20 protein-coding genes and 1 tRNA gene are annotated in these 21265 nt (G+C 69.1%); 14 read left to right on the top strand and 7 right to left on the bottom strand.

Translation table 11 applies throughout. The features are described from left to right. The first annotated feature begins 7 nt into the window (after nucleotides 1-7). A complete protein-coding gene (locus Mschef_RS14320) occupies nucleotides 8-1327 on the top strand; it encodes a hemolysin family protein (RefSeq protein ID WP_081129717.1) in 1320 nt (439 codons plus the stop codon). Further along, the gene (locus Mschef_RS14315) at nucleotides 1324-1929 is read left to right on the top strand and encodes an exopolysaccharide biosynthesis protein (RefSeq protein WP_081129716.1); all 606 of its coding nucleotides are present in this window, start codon (nucleotides 1324-1326) and stop codon (nucleotides 1927-1929) included. Before Mschef_RS14320 ends, Mschef_RS14315 begins: the two co-directional genes overlap by 4 nt. A gap of 24 nt (nucleotides 1930-1953) precedes the next feature. On the opposite strand, the gene Mschef_RS14310 is transcribed toward Mschef_RS14315, so the two are convergent. Beyond that, nucleotides 1954-2265, bottom strand: a complete 312-nt coding sequence (locus tag Mschef_RS14310; RefSeq protein ID WP_081129715.1) for a hypothetical protein — start codon at nucleotides 2263-2265, stop codon at nucleotides 1954-1956. Between the two features lie 7 nt (nucleotides 2266-2272). Then, entirely contained in the window at nucleotides 2273-3040 is a 768-nt protein-coding gene (locus Mschef_RS14305; protein ID WP_081129714.1) for an RNA methyltransferase, read from the bottom strand. 105 nt (nucleotides 3041-3145) lie between these two features. Between Mschef_RS14305 and Mschef_RS14300 the strand changes: the two genes are divergently transcribed. Further along, nucleotides 3146-3949, top strand: coding sequence for an inositol monophosphatase family protein (locus Mschef_RS14300; protein WP_081130060.1), 804 nt, complete (start codon nucleotides 3146-3148; stop codon nucleotides 3947-3949). Between the two features lie 45 nt (nucleotides 3950-3994). On the opposite strand, the gene cydB is transcribed toward Mschef_RS14300, so the two are convergent. Together cydB and Mschef_RS14290 are read right to left on the bottom strand one after the other, a co-directional pair. Beyond that, on the bottom strand, nucleotides 3995-5020 hold the full coding sequence (gene cydB / locus Mschef_RS14295; protein WP_081129711.1) for a cytochrome d ubiquinol oxidase subunit II: 1026 nt from the start codon (nucleotides 5018-5020) through the stop codon (nucleotides 3995-3997). Between the two features lie 2 nt (nucleotides 5021-5022). After that, nucleotides 5023-6450 (bottom strand): cytochrome ubiquinol oxidase subunit I, encoded by a 1428-nt coding sequence (locus Mschef_RS14290; RefSeq protein ID WP_081129709.1) that lies wholly within the window; start codon nucleotides 6448-6450, stop codon nucleotides 5023-5025. 449 nt (nucleotides 6451-6899) lie between these two features. On the opposite strand from Mschef_RS14290, the gene Mschef_RS14285 reads away from it, so the two are divergent. From Mschef_RS14285 to Mschef_RS14240, 11 genes are all read left to right on the top strand, one after another. Then, nucleotides 6900-7856, top strand: a complete 957-nt coding sequence (locus tag Mschef_RS14285; RefSeq protein WP_242426532.1) for a biotin--[acetyl-CoA-carboxylase] ligase — start codon at nucleotides 6900-6902, stop codon at nucleotides 7854-7856. Beyond that, complete coding sequence (locus tag Mschef_RS14280) at nucleotides 7853-8608, top strand: type III pantothenate kinase (protein ID WP_081129704.1); 756 nt, start codon at nucleotides 7853-7855, stop codon at nucleotides 8606-8608. Before Mschef_RS14285 ends, Mschef_RS14280 begins: the two co-directional genes overlap by 4 nt. Nucleotides 8609-8854: 246 nt before the next feature. Further along, nucleotides 8855-9496, top strand: coding sequence for a hypothetical protein (locus Mschef_RS14275; protein WP_081129701.1), 642 nt, complete (start codon nucleotides 8855-8857; stop codon nucleotides 9494-9496). A 67-nt stretch (nucleotides 9497-9563) separates the two neighbouring features. Next, nucleotides 9564-9639 (top strand) — tRNA-Thr (locus Mschef_RS14270). A gap of 344 nt (nucleotides 9640-9983) precedes the next feature. After that, complete coding sequence (locus Mschef_RS14265; RefSeq protein WP_136256208.1) at nucleotides 9984-10535, top strand: hypothetical protein; 552 nt, start codon at nucleotides 9984-9986, stop codon at nucleotides 10533-10535. 248 nt (nucleotides 10536-10783) lie between these two features. Next, on the top strand, nucleotides 10784-11110 hold the full coding sequence (locus tag Mschef_RS17320) for a hypothetical protein (protein WP_136256207.1): 327 nt from the start codon (nucleotides 10784-10786) through the stop codon (nucleotides 11108-11110). Between the two features lie 49 nt (nucleotides 11111-11159). Then, complete coding sequence (gene rocF, locus Mschef_RS14255) at nucleotides 11160-12110, top strand: arginase (protein ID WP_081129694.1); 951 nt, start codon at nucleotides 11160-11162, stop codon at nucleotides 12108-12110. 189 nt (nucleotides 12111-12299) lie between these two features. Beyond that, the gene (locus Mschef_RS14250) at nucleotides 12300-14093 is read left to right on the top strand and encodes a sensor domain-containing diguanylate cyclase (protein ID WP_136256206.1); all 1794 of its coding nucleotides are present in this window, start codon (nucleotides 12300-12302) and stop codon (nucleotides 14091-14093) included. Nucleotides 14094-14381: 288 nt separating this feature from the next. Next, on the top strand, nucleotides 14382-14972 hold the full coding sequence (locus Mschef_RS14245; protein WP_136256205.1) for an RNA polymerase sigma factor: 591 nt from the start codon (nucleotides 14382-14384) through the stop codon (nucleotides 14970-14972). Continuing rightward, nucleotides 14969-15388, top strand: coding sequence for a hypothetical protein (locus Mschef_RS17795; protein ID WP_168708803.1), 420 nt, complete (start codon nucleotides 14969-14971; stop codon nucleotides 15386-15388). The genes Mschef_RS14245 and Mschef_RS17795 overlap by 4 nt, the downstream gene beginning before the upstream one ends. A gap of 25 nt (nucleotides 15389-15413) precedes the next feature. Next, a complete protein-coding gene (locus Mschef_RS14240) occupies nucleotides 15414-16343 on the top strand; it encodes a DUF4097 family beta strand repeat-containing protein (RefSeq protein ID WP_168708802.1) in 930 nt (309 codons plus the stop codon). A gap of 46 nt (nucleotides 16344-16389) precedes the next feature. Here Mschef_RS14240 and Mschef_RS14235 read toward each other — a convergent pair whose 3' ends face one another. The 3 genes from Mschef_RS14235 to Mschef_RS14225 form a co-directional block, all read right to left on the bottom strand. Continuing rightward, nucleotides 16390-18537 (bottom strand): TonB-dependent receptor family protein, encoded by a 2148-nt coding sequence (locus Mschef_RS14235; protein ID WP_081129686.1) that lies wholly within the window; start codon nucleotides 18535-18537, stop codon nucleotides 16390-16392. Nucleotides 18538-18797: 260 nt separating this feature from the next. Next, complete coding sequence (locus tag Mschef_RS14230; RefSeq protein ID WP_081129684.1) at nucleotides 18798-20093, bottom strand: amino acid permease; 1296 nt, start codon at nucleotides 20091-20093, stop codon at nucleotides 18798-18800. Continuing rightward, the gene (locus Mschef_RS14225) at nucleotides 20090-21181 is read right to left on the bottom strand and encodes an aromatic ring-hydroxylating oxygenase subunit alpha (protein ID WP_081129681.1); all 1092 of its coding nucleotides are present in this window, start codon (nucleotides 21179-21181) and stop codon (nucleotides 20090-20092) included. Before Mschef_RS14225 ends, Mschef_RS14230 begins: the two co-directional genes overlap by 4 nt. Nucleotides 21182-21265: the final 84 nt, after the last annotated feature.

The raw sequence follows: 21265 nt of genomic DNA, 5'->3' as shown, positions 1-21265 counted from the left end.
CCCCGCAATGCTGAGTGAACTGGGACTGGTCCTGCTGCTGGCGCTGGCCAACGGCTTTTTCGCGTTGTCGGAAATGGCCATCGTCACCGCGCGCCGTTCGCGTCTGAAGCAGATGGCGCGCAACAGCCGGCGCGCGGCGCTGGCGCTGCGCCTGGCCGAGGCGCCGGAGCGCTTTTTGTCCACCGTGCAGGTGGGCATCACCCTGATCGCGATCCTCACCGGCGTGGTCACCGGCGCCAACATCGGCGAGCGTCTGGCGTTGTGGCTGCAGGGGCTGGGCTGGGTTGTGTTGCTGCCGTACGCGCGCCCGCTGGGTTATGCGCTGGGCATCGCGCTGATTACCTATCTCAACATCGTCATCGGCGAGCTGGTGCCCAAGCGCCTGGCGCTGGTGGCGCCGGAGAAACTGGCCATGATCGTGGGTGCGCCGATGCTGGCGCTGGCGCGTCTGGCCGCGCCGTTCGTGCTGGTGTTGAACGCCTCCAGCAACGGCCTGCTGCGCCTGTTGCGCATGGGCCGCGACAACGCGCCCGAGCGCATCACCGAAGAGGAAATCCGCCTGCTGGTGGCGGAAAGCGCCGAGCAAGGCGTGCTCGACGAGGACGAGCGCGCCATGGTCAGCCGCGTGCTGCGCCTGGGCGATCGCACCGTGGGCAGCGTGATGACGCCGCGGCCGCGCATCGCCTGGCTGGATGCCGCGGCGACGCTGGACGAAAACCTCGCCGTGCTGCGCGAGACGCCGTACTCGCGGTATCCCGTTTATCGCGGCAGCGAAAGCGACATCCTCGGCGTGCTGGAGGTGAAAAGGCTGCTCGAGCCGTTGACCCGCGGCGACATGCGCCTGGACCTGTTCCGCACCCTGGCCAAGCCGCTGTACGTGCCGGGCAGCGCGCGCGCGCTGGATCTGCTCGAGGAGTTCCGCGACGCCGAGACGCAGCTGGCGCTGGTGGTGGACGAATACGGCGACATCGAAGGCCTGGTGACCTTTCACAACCTGCTCGAAGCCGTGGTCGGGCGCCCCGCGCCGGTCGTCGATGCCGGCGCCGCCGATGCACCGATCGTGCGCCGCGCCGACGGCAGTTACCTGGTCGATGGCGCGCTATCGATCGAGGATCTGCGCGAGCTGCTGGGCAACGTGCAGTTGCCCGAGGAACCGGATCTGGATTACCACACCGTGGCGGGTTTGCTGATGGCGCGTGCCGGGCGCATCCCCAGCGTCGGTGAGATCATCGAGTGGCAGGGTGTGCGCTTCGAGATCCTCGATCTGGATGGCACGCGCATCGATCGCGTGCTGCTCAGCCTGGGCACGCCGGGACGGCCCGCATGAGCCGCGCGCATGCACCGCGCACCAGCGCGGTGCTGCAAGCCGCGCTGGACGCGCAGCCGGGCGAGCAGATCCGCCTCGGCGATCTGGTTGAGCCGCTGCACGAACGCGCATTCGGATTTCTGCTGCTGGTGCTGGCATTGCCCAACTTCGTGCCGGTGCCGATCGGCATTGGCGCGCCGATGGGCGTGCTGACCGCGCTGGTCGGCCTGCAGATGCTGCTCGGACTATCGCGTCCGTGGCTGCCGCGCAGGGTGGCCGATTACCGCTTCGCGCGCAGCAGCGCGGGCAAGGTGCTCGGCTTCAGCAAGCCGTTGCTGACGCGCCTGGAAAAGCTCGCGAGCCCGCGCCTGGAAATCCTCACCCATCGCCGCGCGGGCTTGTTCAGCGGGTTGCTGCTGGTGGTCGTCGGCGTGTTGCTGGCGTTGCCGATCCCGTTCACCAACTGGCCGATCGGCGTGCTGTTGCTGCTGTATGGCATCGCACTGATGGAGCGCGACGGTGCGCTGTTGCTGGCCGCCTGGCTGCTGTCACTGCTCGGCATCGGCGTGTTCGCCAGCGCCAGCGGCGCGCTCGTGCACTACCTGCGCATGATGTTTTTTTGAGCGCTGTGGCGTGGCCTGTGGCGCTCAACGGAACAACTGCAGCAGCGCCCAGGCCATGCCCAGGGTGAGATAACCCAGCAGCAACCAGAAGCTGTGATCCAGATACGGCTCGCCGGACTCGTGCGAATACGGACTGCAGCGGTCGGCGAACCATTCCGGTGCAATCAGCATGGCCGCGCCGGCCACCGGCATCAGCACGACCAGGCCAGCGCCGCGCGCCACGCGCAGGATGCCGATGCCGTGCACCAGCCACAGGCCCGGAAACCAGCTGCGCAGGTGCAGCAGCATCCACAGCCAGAACAACAGCGCGGCGAGGCCGAGGATGCGGTGTGCCATGCGTGCCTCACTCGCCCTGTGCGCTGCGTGGCTGCGCCAGTTGCGCCATGCGCTCGGCATCGGCCAGCACGCCATGCAGGATGCGCAGCTCGCGCAGGCTGGGTTGCGCGCGCAGGAATAATCGGCGCAGGCGCCGTTCGACCGTATGCGGCGCGCGGCCCTTGTGGAAGTCGATCGCATCGAGCGTCCGCCACAGGTGTGCGAAAAACGTCTCGACTTCGTGCAGCCCGGCCGGTGGCTCGGGCGCCGCATCCGTCGCCACCGCGTCCGGCGCGGCAGCCAGCGCGCACAGGCGCAGCTCGTAAGCCATCAATTGCACCGCTTGCGCCAGATTCAGCGAGCTGAAGTCGTCCACGCTGGGGATGCGCACCATGGCGTGGCAGCGCGCCAGTTCGTCGTTCTCCAGACCGGTGCGCTCGTTGCCGAACAGCAGCGCCACGCGCCCGCCGGCGGCAGCGTGGGCGAAGGCGCGCGTGGCGCCGGCGCGCGGGTCGAGCTCGTCCAGGCTCACCCCACGGCGGCGCGCGCTCAGGCCCAGCGCCAGCGTGCAGCCGGCCAGCGCGGCGTCCAGCGTGGCATGCACCGGCGCGGCATCGAGTAGCGCATCGGCGCCCGCGGCCAGCGCGCTCGCCTCGGCATCGGGAAAGCGCCGCGGCGCCACCAGCAGCAGGCGCGACAGGCCCATGGTGCGCAGCGCGCGCGCCGCCGCGCCGATGTTTCCGGGATGCTGCGGGCGCACCAGCACGCAGTCGATGCGCGCCATGGCCGCGTTCATGCGGCCGCCCGAGCGCCAGCGCAATACGGCGACCGGCGCGGCAACTGGCATAATGCGTGCGCCACGCTTGGCGTGGCCCCGTTCTTTTTCCACTGCGATCCGATCATGCCCAGACCCGCCATCACGATTGCGGTGCGCGCCGCGCGCGCCGCCGGCAACGTCATCCTGCGCTACCAGAACCGCGTCGAGGGCCTGGCCATCGTCGAGAAGCAGCGCATGGATTTCGCCAGCGAAGTCGATCGCCTCGCCGAGGCCGAAATCATACGCGAGATCCGCCGCGCCTATCCCGATCACGGCATCCTCGCCGAGGAATCCGGCGAGGTCGCCAAGGGCCGCCAGACCTGGGTGATCGATCCTCTGGACGGCACGCACAATTATCTGCGCGGCATTCCGCATTGCTGCGTGTCGATCGCCATGCTCGAGCGCGGCGAACCGGTGATCGGGGTGATCTTCGATCCCATGCGCAACGACCTGTTCATCGCCGGCAAGGGCGATGGCGCGTTCGTCAACGATCGCCGCATCCGCGTCGGCAAGCGCGAAGGCCTGCCCGGCGCGATGCTGGCCACGGGGTTCCCATGGCGCCAGCGCGCGCACCTCGATGTGCAGTTGCAGATGCTGCGCGCCATGCTCACCGAGGCCGAGGATTTGCGCCGCAGCGGCTCGGCCGCGCTGGACCTGGCCTACGTCGCCTGCGGGCGTTTTGACGGCTATTTCGAGATCGGGCTGAAGCCCTGGGACCTGGCCGCTGGCTGCCTTCTGGTGCACGAAGCCGGTGGCCGCTACAGCGATTTCGCCGGGCGCGAGGGCCTGCCCGCCAGCGGCAACGTGGTCGCCGGCAATCTGGCGCTGAGCAAGGCGCTGGTCGACACCATCAAGCCGCTGGCGCCACCGGCGCTGCTGCAGGCCTAGCGACGCCGGCGCGCGCCACGGCCTGTGGTGTGCGCCGCAGGGCAGTCAGTAGCCGTGCAGCGCGTCGGGGTCGACCTTGCCGCGGAACACCACGTACTGGTACACGTTGTAAGCGATCATCACCGGGATCAGCATGCCGATGCCGATGAGCATGAACACCAGCGTGCTGCTGTCCGAGGCGGCCTGATCGATGGTCACGTAACCGGGCACGATGTACGGGAACCACGTCGCCGCCAGCCCGGCGAACGAAAACACGAAGATCAGCGTGGTCCACACGAACGGCGCCACCTCGAACTGGCGCCTGAGCGCGCGCAGCAGCATGCCGAAACTCGCCAGCGCCAGCAGCGGCAGCGGCGCGAAGAAATACAGCCCCGGCGTGCTGAACCAGCGCGCGGCGATCGCCGGAAACTGCAGCGGCGTCCATACCGTGACCACCGCGCCGACCGCCAGCATCAGCCCCGCCAGCAGTTGCCCGCGCCGGTAGCAGCCGCGCTGGATGTCGTCCTGGGTCTTGATGATCAGATACGCCGAGCCGAGCATGCTGTAGCCGGCCACCACGCCCAGCACCACGATGATGCTGAATGGCGACAGCCAGTCCCAGATGCTGCCGGCGAACAGGTCGTTGGCGACCCTGATGCCGTTGAGCAAGCCACCCAGCGCGAAGCCCTGCGCGACCGCGGCGAGCAGGCTGCCGGCGCCGAACATCGCGCCCCAGAACGCCTTGCGCCGCGACAGCGCATGAAACTCGAACGACACCCCGCGCAGCATGAAGCCCAGCAGCATCAGGATCACCGGGATGTACAAACCGTGCAGGATCAGCCCATAGGCCAGCGGAAACGCGCCGAACAGCGTGCCGCCGATCACCACCAGCCAGGTCTCGTTGGCATCCCAGATGCTGCCGAGGCTGGCCATCATCACCGCGCGCCGGCGCTCATCGACGAACAGCGACAGCACGCCCACGCCCAGATCAAAGCCATCGAGCACCACGTAAAACACCAGGAACAGGCCGATGATCAGAAACCAGATGCTGGCCAGGACATGGTGCAGATACTGTGGATCGGTGAAGTCCATGATCAGTGGCCTCCCTGCGTGATCGCCGGTTTGGCCGGTGCCGGTGCCGCGCGTTCGTGCCGCGTGGCAATCGCCGGCGGTATTTCGAAGCCCGGACCCCGGCGCAGCACGCGCGCCATGAACTTGAGCGCCGCGAAGCCGATCACCCCGTAGAACAGCATGAACAGCAGCAGCGACCACAGCACCACGTCCGCCGGCAGCTTGCTGGCACCGGCGCTGGTTTTCATCATGCCGTACACGATCCATGGCTGGCGCCCGACCTCGCGCGTCATCCAACCGGCCTCCAGCGCCGCATAGATCGCCGGGATGCCCAGCATCCAGCCGCGCAGCAGCCACTTGTTTTCGCCGATGCGCGCGGGACTCATGCGCTTGCGTTGGCGCCACAGCAGCCACACCGTCCACAGCGCCAGCAGCGCCACGAATACGCCCGCCGCCACCATCACGCGGAAGGCGTAGAACGGAATCCACACCGGTGGCTGGTCGTCCGGTTTGAAATGGGTGAGGCCGACCACCTTGCCGGTCATGGTTTTGGTGACGATCATGCTCAGGCCATCGGGGATGGTCAGCGCCCAGTCGTTTTTCTGCCGTGCCTGATCGGGCCACGCCAGCAGTGCCCACGGCGCGCCGACGCCGGGTTGGTTGGTGTGCCAATGCGCCTCGATCGCGGCCAGCTTGGCCGGCTGCGTTCTGGCCAGCAAGGCGCCGGCCGAGTCACCGATGAAGATCTGCAACGGCGCCACCAGCACCAGCGCGAGCACCGCCCACTTGAACGCCGGCTGGAAAAACCCGGCGTTGCGGCGCTGGTGCAGGTAATACGCGCTGACCCCGGCCATCACCACCAGGCTCAGCTCGATGCAGGCCACGAACATGTGGCCGAAGCCGTACGGCAGGTCCGGATTGAACACCGCGTGCAGCCAGTTGGTGATCACGAACTTGCCGTCGACCAGTTTGACCCCGGCCGGCGTCTGCATCCACGAATTGGCGACCATGATCCAGAACGCCGACAGCGAACTGCCGAAGGCCACCATGGCGGTGGCGAACAGGTGCATCTTCGGCCCCACGCGTTCCCAGCCAAACAGCATCACGCCCAAGAAACCGGCCTCCAGCATGAACGCCATGGCGGTTTCAAAGCCGAGGATGTTGCCCATGAAATCGCCGGATGCCGTCGAGAATGGCGCCCAGTTGGTGCCGAACGCGAACTCCATCGGCACGCCGCTGATCACGCCCACGCCGAAGTTGATCAGGAACAATTGGGTCCAGAACTTCACCTGGTGGTAGTAGAACGGCTGGCGCGTTTTCACCCACGCCGCCTCCAGGCCGAACAGCACCAGCGCCAGGCCGATGGTCAGCGGCGGCCACAGGATGTGGAACATGGCGTTGAAGCCGAACTGGATGCGCGACAGAAATTCGGGGTTTTCCAGCCAGCCCATGACGGATCTCCTGCAAGTGCCAAGGCAATGTCGAACCGCGGCGCGCGTGAGCACCGGGTGTCGTGGACCCTGTCGATGGAAGCCGCGCATTCCGGCACCGGGGTCGGTGCGGAACACCATGGGGGCGGTGCTTCGCGCGGCTGCGGCAAAGCCCGATCAGGACGGCGCTTGCGTGCGCCGCACCATCACAGCGCGGCGAAGTCTGCTCTGATCCAGATCAAAAGTCAGTTGAATCGGATGTGGCGCGTGGCCGCATGTCATGCGCGGGTCAGTTGCCCGGTTGCGTGGCCCGGCGCCGGCCGGAATCATCAGCGCCAGGGGTCAAGGCACCCGTGCGATGCGCCTGTTGCCGGGGTGGCCGCGCTTTGCCTGCCGCCTCCGCAGCCGGACGAACACGGCCATCCGACCCGGTCGTGCCACGCGGCTAAACTGCGCGCATGGACGAGCGCGTGCTGCTGGCAACCCTGGGTGATGGCGCCACGCATTCCGGCGCGGCGCTGGCGCAGCGCATGGGTGTCAGCCGCGCCGCGGTTTGGAAGCAGATCGAAGCCCTGCGCGGGGCCGGCCTGCCCATCGCGGCGCAAGCGGGTCGCGGTTACCGGCTGCAATGTCCGCTGCAATTGCTCAGTGTGGAAGCGCTGCGTGAGGCGCTGCCGCGCGGCGCGGGCGCGGCGTGGCCGTGCATCGAGGTGCACTGGCAACTCGATTCGACCTCCAGTGAGCTGCAGCGGCGCGCGTCCACGTTGCCTTCCGGCAGTGCGGTGTTCGCCGAGCGCCAGACTGCCGGGCGCGGTCGGCGCGGACGCAGCTGGCTGGCGCCGCCGGCGCTGGGGTTGACGTTTTCGCTGCTATGGCGCTTCGAGCACGGCTTCGCCGCGCTGGCGGGGTTGTCGCTGGCGGTGGGCGTGGCGGTGGCCGAAACGCTGCGTGCACAGGGCGCGCAGGGCATCGCGCTGAAGTGGCCCAACGACGTGCAACAGGATGGCCGCAAGCTGGCCGGCATTCTGGTGGAACTGGGCGGCGAGTTTCTGGGGCCGTGCCACGCGATCATCGGCATCGGCCTCAACGTGTGCATGCCGGCGTCCGTGCGCGCCGGGGCCGGACAGCCGGTGGCCGATCTGGCGGATGCCTGCGCTGGCGTGGTGCCGGCGCGCAACGCGCTGGCTGCGGCGCTGCTGGCGGCGCTGGCCGAGGCGCTGGCGCTATTCGCGCGCGCGGGCTTCGCCGCGTTCGCCGCGCGCTACGTGGCGCTGGATGCACTGGCCGGGCGCGAATTGAGCGTGCAGGCCGGCGGCGAGACGTTCCGCGCGCGCGCGCAAGGCGTCGATGCGCGCGGTGCGCTGCGCGTGCTGCGCGGTGCGCAAACCCTGCTGCTGGACAGCGCCGACGTATCGGTGCGCGCGTGAATCTGCTGCTGGACCTTGGCAACACGCGCCTGAAATGGACGCTGGCCGAAGGTGCGCGGGTGCGAGGCGCGGTCGGCGCGCTGGCCTGGGACACGCCGGATTTCGAGTCGCGCCTGGATGCGGCGCTGGCCGCGTTGCCGCCGCCACGCGCCGTGCACATGGCGGTGGTGGCCGCCGCCGCGCGCGAGGCACAAGTGCTCGCCTGCGTGCGGCGTGTGCTGCGCATCGAGCCACGCGCGCAGCACAGCGTGGCGACGCTGTGTGGCGTGCACAGCGCGTATCGGGAGCCGGCGCGGCTGGGCATCGATCGCCTGCTGGGCATGGTCGCGGCGCGCGGCGCCGGCCATGCGCCCTGCGTGCTGGCCAGCCTGGGCACGGCGCTGACGCTGGACGCGCTGGATGCCGCGGGGCGGCATCGCGGCGGCTTGATCGTCGCGTCGCCCGCGCTGATGCAGCAGGCCTTGCTGGGCGCGGCCGCGCGCGTGTCCGTGCAAAGCGTGGGTCGCGTGGTGTGGATGGCCGACACGACCGAGGACGCGCTGAGCTCGGGCGCGTGGCTGGCGGCGGCGGCACTGGTCGAGCGTTTCAGCGAAGAGTCCGCGCAGGCGCTGGATGCGCAGCCGCGGCTGCTGCTGGCCGGTGGCGACGCACCGCGTTTGCAGGCGCTGGTGCGCGGCGCATCGCAATTGTTCCCCGATGCGGTGCTGCGTGGTCTGGCGATCGCCGCGGATGCGCAGCGCGATGCGGACTGAGCGGCTGAAAAAATCGCCCACCTGCTGCGATCGCCGGCAGACGCCCGTGCCGGCGGCGCGCCATGGGCAAATCCGGGTCATTTGGCTCACCCAACTCCCCGAATGTGCCCACAACGCACCTGGTCACGCACGCCTGGCGACGCCCTCACTACGGCGGTCGAAGTTTTCCCCAGCCGCTGTGCGCGGCGCGTCGGGAATCCGCCCCCGGTCACCGTTCTTGCCCGGCGCTGTGTCTAAAATCGCCGCATGATCCTGCGCCGCATCGTGCTGCTGCTGCTGCTGCTCAACCTCGCCGCGGCGGCATGGTGGCTGTGGCCATGGCATGCGCCGACGCCGATCGCGGTCACGCAGGCGGGCGTGCCCACGCTGCACTTGCTGCACGAAGCGCTGCCGCGTGCCGCCACGCAGGTGCCGGCAGCCGCGCCGGGTGCGCTCGCGCAATGTCTCAGCGTGGGCCCATTCACCACGCAGGCCGAGATGCAGCAGGCCTTCGCCGCGCTGGTCGCGCACGTGCCGCGCATCCAGTACCGCGTGGCCGAGTCCGCGGTGTCGCGCGGCTGGTGGGTGTATCTGACGGCGCCGGGACGCGAGCAGGCGCTGACCATGGCACGCGCACTGGCCGCGCACGGCGTGCGCGATTACTACGTGATCACCGCCGGCGAGCAGCAGAACAGCATCTCGCTGGGCTTGTTCCAGGACCCGGGCAACGCGCAGCGGCGCGAAGCGCAATTGCGCACGCTGGGTTTTCCCGCACAGTTGCGCCAGCGCGTCGAGCAGGTGCCGCAGTACTACATCGAGTTTCAGTTGCCGGCCGCGGCGGGCTTTGTCTGGCAAGCCCACGTCGCGCACGCCGACATCCTGCACGCGCAGGCACGCCCTTGCGATTGAAACGCGCGCCGTCCAGTTCGCTGCAGCCGAGCGGACGTATTGCCCGCGGCAGTTACAATGCGCCCACGCCGCTTTAGCTCAGTTGGTAGAGCAACTGATTTGTAATCAGTAGGTCGTCCGTTCGAGTCGGACAAGCGGCACCATCGCATGCGTCGGCGTCCGCGTGGCGGTGTCACGGCCCGACCGCCTGCGCGGCCATCCTGCTCCGGTCCGATGCCGGTTACGCGGATGCGCGCTTCAATGCCGCGGATCGCACACGCATGCGCGCGACCCTGCTGGCCATCGCCGAGGTCATCCTGGCGGTCGATGCGGACGCCGAATTGCAGGCCGTGTGGCGGCGGCACCGCGCGCCATCGACTGGCGCGGCGGATGCAGGCATGGATGACTTGTTCGGCTTCGATCCGGCGCCGCCGATCCGGGATGCCGCGGCCGGGTGCGAGGCGCGCGCCGCGGAGCGGTTCCGGCAGGCGCCGACTCCGCGCAGCAGTTGCGCCGCATCTACCGCCAGTTGGCCAGCGCCCTGCATCCCGACCGCGAATCCGATCCCGAGTTGCGCACGCGCAATACCGATTTGCTCAAGCGCGCCAATGCCGCCTATGCACAGCATGATTTGTACGCCCTGCTGTCCCTGCAGTTGGAGGCGCGATTGCTGGATTCACCCGGCCTGGCAGGCATCGTGGATGCCGAATACAAGGCATTGACGGCGACGCTGAGGCGGCAATTGCGCGATACCGAAGCGCAGGTGGCCAGCATCGAATTCGAATTGGGCCAACTGCTGTCGCGGCCAGCGGCCAGGCGCATCTCGCCGCAGCATGTGCGCCAGGATCTGCAGGAGCTGGCGCAAGCTCTGGCCGGCGCGTGCGGCGAAATCGAGGATCTGCTGGCCCGGGGCAGCGCGGTCAAGTCGCTGAAAGCCTGGCTGCGCGAGCAGGACCGCGCGCGCCAATCGTTCGAGTTCGAGATGGATGACGCGTTCGCCGAACTGCTCGCGGCGATGGTCCAGGCGGCGCCGGCCAAGCCGCCACGGCGGCGGCGCTGAGAGGCTGTGAATTTTTCAGCCCCTCAGCCCGGCCATGGATGGCCGGACGCGAAGCGGTCACGCCAGTGGCTGCTTCGCGCAGGCGCGTACGGACCTGTGCCGGATGCGCCGATGAAAAATTCCGCACGACGCGGAATTTTTCACAGGCTCTGAGCTCGCGCGGCGTGGCGCGGCGTGGCGCGCCGTCGCCGCGGACGTACAATTCGCGGGTGACCGCCGCCGTTCCGGCGCAGCTTGCAGGAAATCGCGTGGACCCTTACTCCGAAATCGACTACGACGCGCGCCTGGCGGCGCTGGCGGCCGCGTTCGCGCAGGGTCTGGCGGACAAGCACGCCGCGATCGCACGCTGCTGGCGCGCCTGGCAGGCCGGTGACGCCAGCGCACGCGATGAGCTGCGCACGCTGGCGCACCGCCTCGGCGGCGCGGCGGACAACTATGGCTATATCGCGCTGGGCGAGGCCGCGCGCGCGCTGGATGTGCTGCTGATCCCGCGTCTGGCGACGCCCGCCGTCGGCGCCGCCGCGGCCGTCGCCGCACTGCTCGACGCGTTCGGATTGCCGCCCGAGGCGATCTGATTTCCGCGCGGCGCCCACAGGCATCGCGCGCCCGACCGGAGGGAACGACATGAGCCCTGGCATCGCTGAAACCCCGACCGCGCGCGCGCAGCCGCGCATCAGCCTGATCGGCGCGCCCACCGACATCGGCGCAGGGCATCGCGGCGCGGCCATGGGCCCCGAGGCGCTGCGCGTCGCTGGCCTGGCCGAAGCGCTGCGCGCGCGCGGCCTCGAAGTGCTTGATCGCGGCAATCTGACCGGGCCGCTGAATCCGTGGCAGCCGCCGCGCGATGGCTATCGTCATCTGCCCGAGGTGCAGGCGTGGGCGCGCACCGTGGCCGATGCCGTCGCTGCGGAGCTGACGCAGGCGCGGCTGCCAATCCTGCTCGGCGGCGATCATTGTCTGGCGATCGGCTCGATCGGCGCGGTCGCGCGCCATTGCCGCACGCAGGGACGCAACTTGCGCGTGCTGTGGCTGGACGCCCATGCCGATTTCAATACCCATGCCATCACCCCGTCGGGCAACATCCACGGCATGCCGGTGGCGTGCCTGTGCGGTCAGGGTCCGGTCGAGCTGACCACGTTGACCGGCCCGGCGCCGGCGCTGCGCGCGGACGAGATCCGCCAGATCGGCATCCGCTCGGTCGATCCCGGCGAGCGCCGCCTGGTGCACGACGCCGGCCTCGTCATTTTCGACATGCGCTATGTCGATGAGATGGGCATGAAACGCGCGATGAGCGAGGCGCTCGCCGGACTCGACGCCGACACGCATCTGCACGTGAGCTTTGACGTGGATTTTCTCGATCCGGGCATCGCCCCCGGGGTTGGCACCACGGTACCGGGCGGGCCGAACTATCGCGAGGCGCAGCTGGTGATGGAGATGATCGCCGACAGCGGCCGTCTGGCCTCGCTGGACATCATGGAGTTGAACCCGGCTTTCGACGATCACAACCGCACCGCGCTGCTGGCCGTGGATCTGGTCGAGAGCCTGTTCGGCAAATCCACGCTGATGCGCGGTTGAGATTGGCCGGGCAAGCACGCCGGTGCAATGTGTGATGCAATTCACACAGTGGCTTCCGTCACCTTCCGACACACCAGTGAACAATTGTCGCGGCGCGTGGCGAATGCGCGCGCCGTGCATGGTTCGTGCATCAAGGACGGGCAACAACGGTCACCTGTCGTGGCCGATCGAGGAAGGGCGGGACGGCCCATGCTCAAACATTCCGCTCAAGACATCGCCGTGCCGGGCAGCGCGCTGGATGGCGCCGTGCCCGGCTCGGCGCGGGCACGGCGCCGACGCGCGCTGATGGCGCTGGTGCCGCTGCTGGCCGTGCTGGGCGCGTTGCTGGCCGGCGCGGCCGGGCTGCTGGCCATGTGGCTGCCGATCGCGGCGCTGGCCTGCGCGGCGGCCGCGCTGCTGCTGCTGGGGCTGCTGGTCTACGGCCACCTGCTGCGCCGGCGCGCGCTGCGCCGCGCCGAGGCGCTGCTGCAGGCTTTCGCCGGCGAGTTGCGTGAACCGGTCAGCCTGCGTGACGCGCAGGGTCGCTTTCTGTTCGCCACGCGTCCGGCCGCGGCCATGTTGGGCGCCGAGCCGGCCGACGTGCTGGGCTATACGGAAGGCGATTTCCTCGATCCCGAGGCCGCCGCCGGGCGTGCCGCCGAAACCGCCGCGCTGCTCACCGAGCCGGGACGACTCACCCTGCGCCGGCGCGGGCCCGATCCGGACGGGCGCATGTGCGAATACCTGGTCAGCAAGCAGGCGCTGGCGCTGCCGCGGCGCCGTGCGTTCGGTTTGCTGGAGATCGGCCGCGAAGTGGGCGGCGAGCGCGCCTGGCGCCAGTTCCAGGAACAGCGCGACAGCGAATGGCGCGCGCTGTTCGAGGATCATCCGCTGCCGGCGTTGATCATGGCGCAGGACGGCGCGCTGCTGGCGGTGAACGCCGCCGCCGAGCGCTTTTACGCTTACGCCGCCGAGGATCTGCAGGCGCTGGGTGCCAATGCCATCGCCGTGGAGCCGGGCAATGATCCCGCGCTGAGCCTGCTGCGCGGCCCCACGCACCGGCGCCGCGACGGGCGCCAGATGCCGGTGCAGGTCACGTCCAGTCCCATGCTGTATGCGCGCCGCGACGCGCGCCTGCTGCTGATCCGCCCGCGCGAGGGCGCGGCCAGTGAAGGCGAGCTGTACGAGCGGCGCTACCGCGATCTGATCGACTCCGGCATCTGGCTGGTGTGGAGCCATGATCGCGATGGTCGCGTCGTGCAGGCCAACGGTGCGGTCGCCGCGGCGCTCGGGGTCGATGCCGGGGAATTGATCGGGCACCTGCTGACCGATTTCATGGAGCCCGAGGATCACGACGCGGCGCTGGCCATGCTCGAGCGCAGCGCCAGCCGGCGCCGCGATACTGGCGTGATCAGCGTGCGTGGGCGCGGCGGCGAGCGTCGCACCTGGCAGTATCACAGCCTGGCGTATCCCGAGGACACACCGCCGCAGGTGCTGCTGGTGGCGCAGGACATCACCCTGCGCCAGAACTACGACCGCCAGTTGCGCGAGCGCACCATGAGCGATCCATTGACCGGCGTGTACAACCGCCGTTATCTGGACGAGTTCGCCGTGCGCAGCGGCGAGCAGCGCTTCGGCTGCATCGTGGTCGATGTGGTCAGCTTCAAGCACTACAACGACGTGCATGGCCACGCGCAGGGTGACGCCATGCTGCGCAAGCTGGCGCAGTTCCTGCGCGCCGCTTGCCGCAGCCAGGACACCGTGGTGCGTCTGGGCGGCGACGAGTTCGCGCTGGTCCTGCCGGATACCAGCGAGGGCGCGTTGCGCGAGATCGCGCACCGGCTGGAGGCGCGTTCCGAAGCGGAACTTGGTTTCGCGGTGTCGGCCGGCTGGGCGATCCGTCAGGGCGATGAAAGTTTCGACGCGACCATGAAACGCGCCGACCTCGATCTGCTGGCTCGCCGCGCGGCTGAACGCAGCGGGCAGGGCGGACTCGAGCGCTGAGAGACTGCGGCGCAGGATTCGCGACCGGGCGTTGCGCGCAGTTGCATGGATCGCGTCATGCGCGGGCACACGCAGCGCGAACCGATCGTTCTGGCTCGTCATCCCCGCGCAGAGCCTGCCCCCACGAAGGCGGGGGGGATGCAATGACTTCAGGAAGCGATGGATGACCAGCTTCGCTCTCAATAAGCGCTTCTCGCCGTCGCCTGCGTGGGGCACGCTCTGCGCTGACATGGGGCTCGCGGCTCCAAGTATCTAAACCCTCCGCCCCGCCAGCGCATCCAACACGGCATGATGGACGGAACCCTGCCCGGCCTGCGCCCTGCCATGTCGCTGCCTTCGTCTGATGATGCCGATGCGGCGCTGGTCGCGGCGGCGACGCGTGGCTCGGTAGCGGCATTCGAGACCTTGTATCGCCGCCATGCGCCGCGCGTGTTCGGTGTGCTGCTGCGTCTGGCCGGCTACGACCGCGCGCGCGCCGAGGATCTGACCCAGGATGCGTTTCTGCAGGCGTGGCGCGCCTTGTCCGGGTTTCGCGGTGGCAGCGCCTTCGGCACCTGGCTGTATCGCATCGCGGTGAATGGTGCGTTGGCCAGCGTGCGCGCCACGGGCCATCGCATCACCACGAGCAGCGCGGATGACGGGGTCGATGACGCCGCGGCGGACGCCGGGTTCTGTCCCGTCGAACGCAGCGAACTGCAGCGCGCGGTGGCGAACCTGCCGCCGCGCGCACGCAGCGTGCTGGTGCTGCACGACATCGAGGGCTGGACGCACGCCGAGATCGCGCGCGCGCTGGATCTGGCGCCGGGCTCGTGCAAGGCGCACCTGCACCGCGCCCGCGCGCTGCTGCGCGCGCAACTGCATCTGGAGGATCGCGCATGAATCACCTTGACCCGTCGAACGTGCTGGGCCTGCGCCGCGATTTGCGCGCGCTGGCGCTGGACGAGGCGCCGCCCGCCTCGTTGTGGCCGCGCATTGCCGCGCGCCTGGCGCCCGCAGCGGATGCTGCGCCGGCGCGCCTGGCATGGCGCATGCCGTGGCCGGCGCTGGCCGCCGCGCTGCTGCTTGGCGCCGGACTGGTGCTGCTGCTGCCGCAGGCGCTGCAATCGCGCGCGCTGGCGCAGCACGATGGCGCCGGGCTGCGCACGCTGCAAATCGCGCTGCTGCAGCTCGATCAGGCGCAGGCCAGCCTCGGCGCCGCACAGCGCGCGCAGCCGCAGGCCGCTTTCATCAACGCGCTGCGCGTGCAGACCGGTCTGCAACGCGCCGCCATCGAGCGCCGCCTGCGCGGCGGTTAATGTCCACCTGCACGGAGAATCCACCATGTACCGCATCGTGATGCTGTTCTGTCTCGGCCTGTGCGCCGCCACCACGGCGCTGGCGGCCCCCGCGCCTGCTCCCGCCAGTACCGCGCCCATGCCACTGAGCATTACCCGCGCCATCAGCGCCGATGGCGTGGTCAGCATCGACAACGGGGCCGGCAGCATCCAGGTATTGGCCTGGGACCAGCCCGAGGTGCAGGTGACAGGCACGCAGCCGGCCGCGGCCAAGCCACCGGTGATCGAGAGCAGCGCGGGGCGCTTCGCGCTGCGCATCCGCGCCAAGCAGGAGCGCTGCTGGCTGGTGGTGTCGTGCTCGACCACGCTGCTGCCGGTGAATCTGGTGGTGCGCGTGCCGCGCGGCGTGCAGCTTGATCTGCACTCGGTCAGCGCCGATGCGCGCGTGCAGGGTTTGCGTGGCGGCAAGCTCGATTTCGACAGCGTCAGCGGCGGCATCACGCTCGGCGACGCCACGCTCGGCGCGGCCAGGCTGCACACGGTCAGCGGCTCGCTGCAGGTGGATGCCGGTGTGGCCAGGCTTGAGGCCAACAGCGTTTCCGGCACGCTGCGCGGCAACACCGGTTGCGCGCAGGCGCAGGCCACCACGGTTTCTGGCGATATCGATTTGCGTTGCGCCCGCGTTACCCAGGCACGGTTGAAAAGCATCTCCGGCACGTTGCGGTTGACGCTGTCCGCACTGGCGCCGGGCGGCAGTCTGAGCTTGAACTCGGTCAGCGGCGATGCGTGGCTGACGCTGCCGAAGCAGCTTTCGGCGCGGCTGGACGCCGGCAGCCTCAGCGGCAGCATCGGCGGCGCGCTGCCGGCGGGCGTGACCGTGCGCGAACACAGCGTGCGCGGCAGCTATGGCACCGGCGCTGGCGACATTCACGTGGAAACCCTGTCGGGCGATATCCGCCTGCAGCAAGGCGGTTAAGCGATCGGCGTGGGCCGCGCATGCGGCGCGGCCCACGCCGGACCCATCACAGGCTCAGCTTGAAGCCGGCGTACCAGGTGCGGCCCAGGGCCGGCTCGATGCCGTAGGTCCACACGCGCGAGTAGTACACGCGGTTGAACACATTGGAGACACCGCCCAGCAGCTCGACGCGCGGCGTGAGGTTCCAATTGGCGGCCAGATCCCAGACCGAGTACGCCGGAATGCGCGCGGGCAGCAGCGTGCTGCCGCCGGTGCCGGGTTGATCCTGATCGCTGTCCTGCCAGTATTGCGAGCCCGAGGACACGCCGGTGAAGGCGATCTTGTAGTGGCCGTCGCGGCGCCAGGTGATGCCGGCCTTGGCCAGATAGCGCGGCGCGTAGGCGGGCGCCTTGCCGATCTGGTTGGGGATGGCGCTGGCGACGAAGCGCGCGTGCAGCAATTGCAGATTGGTGAACAGCTCGAGGTGCTCGCGGTCGCTGTTGCCGTGCAGGAAATCGTAGGCCAGCTCGCCCTCGAAGCCTTCGTTGTGCGTGTCGCCCGAGTTCTGCTCGATCGAGACGATGGGGCTCAGGTTGATGGTTTCGATGCGGTTGTGGAAATTCATCCAGAACACGCTGACGTCGTAGAACAGGCCGTCGGCGGGGGTGCCATGCACACCCAGTTCGTAGGACAGCACCTTCTGCACCGCGGGTGCCGTGCCCGGAATGATGTTGGCGTGCGGTGAGCCGATGTCGAAGAAGCGCACCGGGCGCCAGCCGGTGGAGACGTTGAAGTAGGTCTCGTTGAGGTGTCCGTTGTCGAAGAAGTCGTTGCCGATGCCGAGGCCGAACAGTGGCACGTTGCGCGACACGGTGGTATTGAGCAGCGGGCGCGACAGGTTGGGTGGGCGCACCGTCTCGAACACGCTGACCTTCTCGTGATCGAAGCGCAGCGAAGGCACGATGTGCCAGTGATGTCCGGGGCCGAAGCGGAACAGACTGCTGGCGAACACCGAGGCGTAGTCGGAATGGCGTCCCTGCACCAGCGTGGGCACGCCGCCGGTGGCATCGCGCGGGGCCAGCAGATCGGTGTAGTTGGCACCGCGCAGCGGCGCATCGGAGTGATACAGCGTGGTGCCGAAGGTCAGCGTGTCGCCGGGGCCGAAGTCGTGGCGCAGGCGCAGGTCGGTGCCGACATAGCGAAAACGCGCGTCCTGGATGTTGGTGACGCTTGGCTGCGGCTGTGGTGGCACCGCCGGGTTGGCCACGCGCTGGGTCAGCTCCGAGGTGCCCACCCAGGCCTTGCCGTAGAAACGCCAGTGGTCGCCGAAGTGCTGTTCATGGGTCAGCGACACGACGTTGCGATTGGCCCACTCGCGGTTGGCCGGTGTGGTGGTGAGATCGGGATTGGCGGCCCACTGCGGGTAGGTCAGACGCCCGGCGTCATTGGAGGCGGCGTCATACAGATGCAGGTTGAGGCCCCACTGCGAATCCGTGCTGGGCGTCCACAGCAGGTTGGCATCGACGCCCTTGACGTTGTAACCACTGTTGGCGCGCGGACCGTCGCTGCGGTTGATCCAGCCAGCCACGCGGTAGGCGAAGTCGCCGTCGCTGCCCTTGACCACGTTGTAGGTCTGCCAGCCGCCGTCGCTGCCAATCATCTGCTCGGTGCTGGCGCCGAACGGCGCGCCGGCCACCGCGCCCTTGGACACGAAATTGATCACCGGCGCCGGCTCCGGCCCGTACAGCAGGCTGTTGCCGCCGCGGATCACCTGGACTTCGCGGATGCCCTGCAGCGGCGGCTGGTAATACAGGGTCGGGAAGCCGATCCAGTCCAGCTCGGTGGGAATGCCGTCCTGCAGCACCAGCACGTATTCGGATTCCTGCGGATTACCGAGGCCGCGGTAGGTCAGATTCACGCGCAGCGGATCCTGCTCCTGCGAGACGATGATGCCGGGCGTGCGCACGAACAACTGCGTGAGGTTGTCCTGCGCCACCGTGGGGATCTGCTCCATGTGCGTGACCGTGGCCTTGGTGGTCACCGTGATCAGCGCGCCGTCGACCTCGGGCATCAGGTACTGCAGTTTGGGTTTCCAGAAGGGTTCGGCGTTATGCCTGACCTCGATCTTGGGCAGGGTCAGCGGCGGCTGATCGTTGGCGGGCAAGGGTGTTTGGCTGCTGGCCAGCAGCAGGGGCAGGGCGGCAAGGATGGGCATGAAGCGCTCGCAGAGGATGGATCGGACGGGGGTGGATCAGGACGGGTTGGCGAAAGCTCAAAGTCTAGATGCACCACAGGATTTTTATCGTGGAATTAACATTGTCGGGATTTGGAGTCGAAGCAGTCAGGCAAGTTCCTTGTGCCGGCTATTTGCTGGCAGCACCCCGGCTCAGAGCCTCCGCGAATCAGCCAATTGCGTGGCTGCTTCGCGTCCGGCCATCCATGGCCGGGCTGAGAGGCTGAAAAATTCACAGCCTCTCAGCCCCGCGTTGCAGCCGCGGCGCGGTGGCGTTGCCAGAGCAGCAGCGGCAACCCGGCCAGCAGCAGCGCGGCGCCCCACAGCAGTGTCTCGGCGCCGGTGCCGATCAGCGCCCACAGGCTGTAGACCAGCGCGCCCGCGGCGACCAGCTTGCGGCCCCGGCGCGCCGACGCATCGATGCGCCACCAGGCCAGCACGGTGACGGCATAGGGCAACAAATTGGCCGCGGTCGACAACAGGATAGTGAAGGTGAACAGCGCGACCAGCGACTGGCTGTAGTGGGTGCTGATCAAGGCGCTGGTCAGCACGCTGCTGAGCAACAACCCTTGCCAGGGCGTGCCGCGCCGGTCGCGCCGCGCGAAGAACCCCGGAAACAATCCGTCCTGCGCCGCGGCCAGCGGGGTCTGCGCCTGCAGCAGCACCCAGCCGTTGAGCGCGCCGAAGCAGGAGATCGTCGCCACCACGCCGATGCCGATGCCGGCCGCCGGGCCCCACAGATGGCTGGCCGCGGCCGCCACCGGCGCCGCCGAGTCGCGCAGCACGTCGGCGGGCAGCAGGCCGATCACCACGGTGCAGGCCAGCATGGTGGCGACGCCTGCGATCAGCATGCCGATCACGGTGGCGCGCGGTACCGTGCGCTCGGGGTCGCGCACCACGCCGGTGGGCACGGTGGCGGACTCCAGCCCCAGCATCGACCACAGGGTCAGCGCGGCCACGGCGGTCACCACCGGGATCAACGGCTGACCGCTGGGGTTGAATGGCTGGTAGGCGCCGGCGTGAATCCAGCCGAGGCCGATCACGCCGAACAGCAGCAGCGGTACCAGTTTGAGCAAGGTCAGCAGCACTTGCAGATGGCCGGCCTCGCGCACGCTGGTCAGATTCACCGCGGTGAGCAGCCACAGCGCGCCCTGTGCCGCGATGGCGCCATGCAGCGGCGTGGCGGTGGCGGCCGGCCAGACCGCGCCGAGGCTGCCGGCAAAGGCCACCGCCAGCGCGGCGTTGCCGACCCAGGTACTGATCCAGTAACTCCACGCCACCACGAAACCGGTGCTGTCGCCGAAGGCGCGGCGCGCATACGCATAGGCGCCGCCGTGGTTGCGGATGGTTTGTGCCAGCCAGGCGTAGACCAGCGCCAGCATCAGCGCGCCACCCAGGGTCAGCGCCCAGCCGAGCAGGCTGGCCGCGCCGTAGGGGGCCAGCGTCGCCGGCAGCAGGAACACGCCGGAGCCGATCATGTTGCCGACCACCAGCGCGATCAGCGTCCACAGGCCCAGCGTGCGCGCGGGTGCGTTCATGCGTCGCCGGCGGATGCGTGACGGTAGGCCTGGCGCAGCAGTTCGTGGAAGTGATGCACGGCGTTCTCGCGCAGCGGATTCAGGCGCCCGGCGCAGTACGAGCCCGAGGCCAGCCCGCGCTGCACCTGCTCGCACATGTCCACGTCCTCCTGCTGCACCTCGTCGCTGAAGGCCAGATCGCGCGCGCGCCGTGCCTGCGCCTCGGCGCCGGCATCGGGTGCGTAGTAGAAATCGAACTCCACGCGGCAGCGGTCCACGCCCAGCGGCAGCACGCGATTGGTCTGCAGGCGCCCGGGCAGGATGTTGAGCATGGTGTTCGGATACAGGAAGTAGTACAGCGCCTCGCCATTGCCGTAGAGCTCGGGTGCGCTTTCCAGCGGGCTGTACTGCAGCGAATGCCAAGCCGCGGTCTCGGTGACGTAGCTGCGGTAATCGAGCAGGCTGTTCAAGCCGGGATGGATCTGCGGGACGTGGTAGCCCTCCAGGTAATTGTCCACGTACACCTTCCAGTTGCACGCCACGTCGTAACCGACACGATGATGGAACTCATGGCCGGCCAGCGTGCGTCGCGGCCCGAGGCGTGCATCGATGCCGGCGACGCATGCGGCGAACGCTGGCGCCGCGCCGGTGGCCGCGAACACCAGCCCCTGCCAGACCTGCACGCTGACCTCGGGCAGGCGGATGTCCGCCGGGTTGAAATCGGGCGTGCGACCCATTTCCGGCGCGCCGCGCAGCACGCCGTCCAGTCCGTAGGTCCAGCCGTGGTAATGGCAGCGCAGCGCGCTGGCGCCGCGTCCAGCGCAGGTGGCCAGCGGTCCGGCGCGGTGCCGGCAGACGTTGTGAAACGCGCGGATCGTGGTCGCGTCGCTGCGCACGACCAGCAGCGGCAGGCCGGCGACCTCGGCCACCAGATGGTCGCCGACGCCGCTCAGTTGCGCGGCGTGGCCCACCAGTTGCCAGCTGCGCGTGAACACCGCGGCGGCATCCAGTGCCGGCATACGCGGATCGGTGTAGTACGGCGCCGGCAGCGCCAGCGCGTGATCGAGCGGCTGCGGTGCGAGGTCGGCGGGCGAGAGCAAGGCGGTCATGCGCGGCAACCGGTCGGGACGGGCGCCGCAGTATCGCGCGCGTTCGCACGGCCGCACCATCCTGCCGGCGGTCGCCGGCGCGCG

The sequence above is a fragment of the Metallibacterium scheffleri genome, from assembly GCF_002077135.1.
Taxonomy (GTDB): Bacteria; Pseudomonadota; Gammaproteobacteria; order Xanthomonadales; family Rhodanobacteraceae; genus Metallibacterium; species Metallibacterium scheffleri.
The sequence above is the reverse complement of the archived record's forward strand: the minus strand, read 5'-3'. Positions and strand labels throughout refer to the sequence as shown.

Bases quoted from the DNA above. Each gene is read 5' to 3' on its own strand.
- Mschef_RS14320 (WP_081129717.1), top strand. From the start codon at position 8: ATGCTGAGTGAACTGGGACTGGTCCTGCTGCTGGCGCTGGCCAACGGC.
- Mschef_RS14315 (WP_081129716.1), top strand. From the start codon at position 1,324: ATGAGCCGCGCGCATGCACCGCGCACCAGCGCGGTGCTGCAAGCCGCG.
- Mschef_RS14310 (WP_081129715.1), bottom strand. From the start codon at position 2,265: ATGGCACACCGCATCCTCGGCCTCGCCGCGCTGTTGTTCTGGCTGTGG.
- Mschef_RS14305 (WP_081129714.1), bottom strand. From the start codon at position 3,040: ATGAACGCGGCCATGGCGCGCATCGACTGCGTGCTGGTGCGCCCGCAG.
- Mschef_RS14300 (WP_081130060.1), top strand. From the start codon at position 3,146: ATGCCCAGACCCGCCATCACGATTGCGGTGCGCGCCGCGCGCGCCGCC.
- cydB (WP_081129711.1), bottom strand. From the start codon at position 5,020: ATGGACTTCACCGATCCACAGTATCTGCACCATGTCCTGGCCAGCATC.
- Mschef_RS14290 (WP_081129709.1), bottom strand. From the start codon at position 6,450: ATGGGCTGGCTGGAAAACCCCGAATTTCTGTCGCGCATCCAGTTCGGC.
- Mschef_RS14275 (WP_081129701.1), top strand. From the start codon at position 8,855: ATGATCCTGCGCCGCATCGTGCTGCTGCTGCTGCTGCTCAACCTCGCC.
- rocF (WP_081129694.1), top strand. From the start codon at position 11,160: ATGAGCCCTGGCATCGCTGAAACCCCGACCGCGCGCGCGCAGCCGCGC.
- Mschef_RS14250 (WP_136256206.1), top strand. From the start codon at position 12,300: ATGCTCAAACATTCCGCTCAAGACATCGCCGTGCCGGGCAGCGCGCTG.
- Mschef_RS14245 (WP_136256205.1), top strand. From the start codon at position 14,382: ATGATGGACGGAACCCTGCCCGGCCTGCGCCCTGCCATGTCGCTGCCT.
- Mschef_RS17795 (WP_168708803.1), top strand. From the start codon at position 14,969: ATGAATCACCTTGACCCGTCGAACGTGCTGGGCCTGCGCCGCGATTTG.
- Mschef_RS14240 (WP_168708802.1), top strand. From the start codon at position 15,414: ATGTACCGCATCGTGATGCTGTTCTGTCTCGGCCTGTGCGCCGCCACC.
- Mschef_RS14235 (WP_081129686.1), bottom strand. From the start codon at position 18,537: ATGCCCATCCTTGCCGCCCTGCCCCTGCTGCTGGCCAGCAGCCAAACA.
- Mschef_RS14230 (WP_081129684.1), bottom strand. From the start codon at position 20,093: ATGAACGCACCCGCGCGCACGCTGGGCCTGTGGACGCTGATCGCGCTG.
- Mschef_RS14225 (WP_081129681.1), bottom strand. From the start codon at position 21,181: ATGACCGCCTTGCTCTCGCCCGCCGACCTCGCACCGCAGCCGCTCGAT.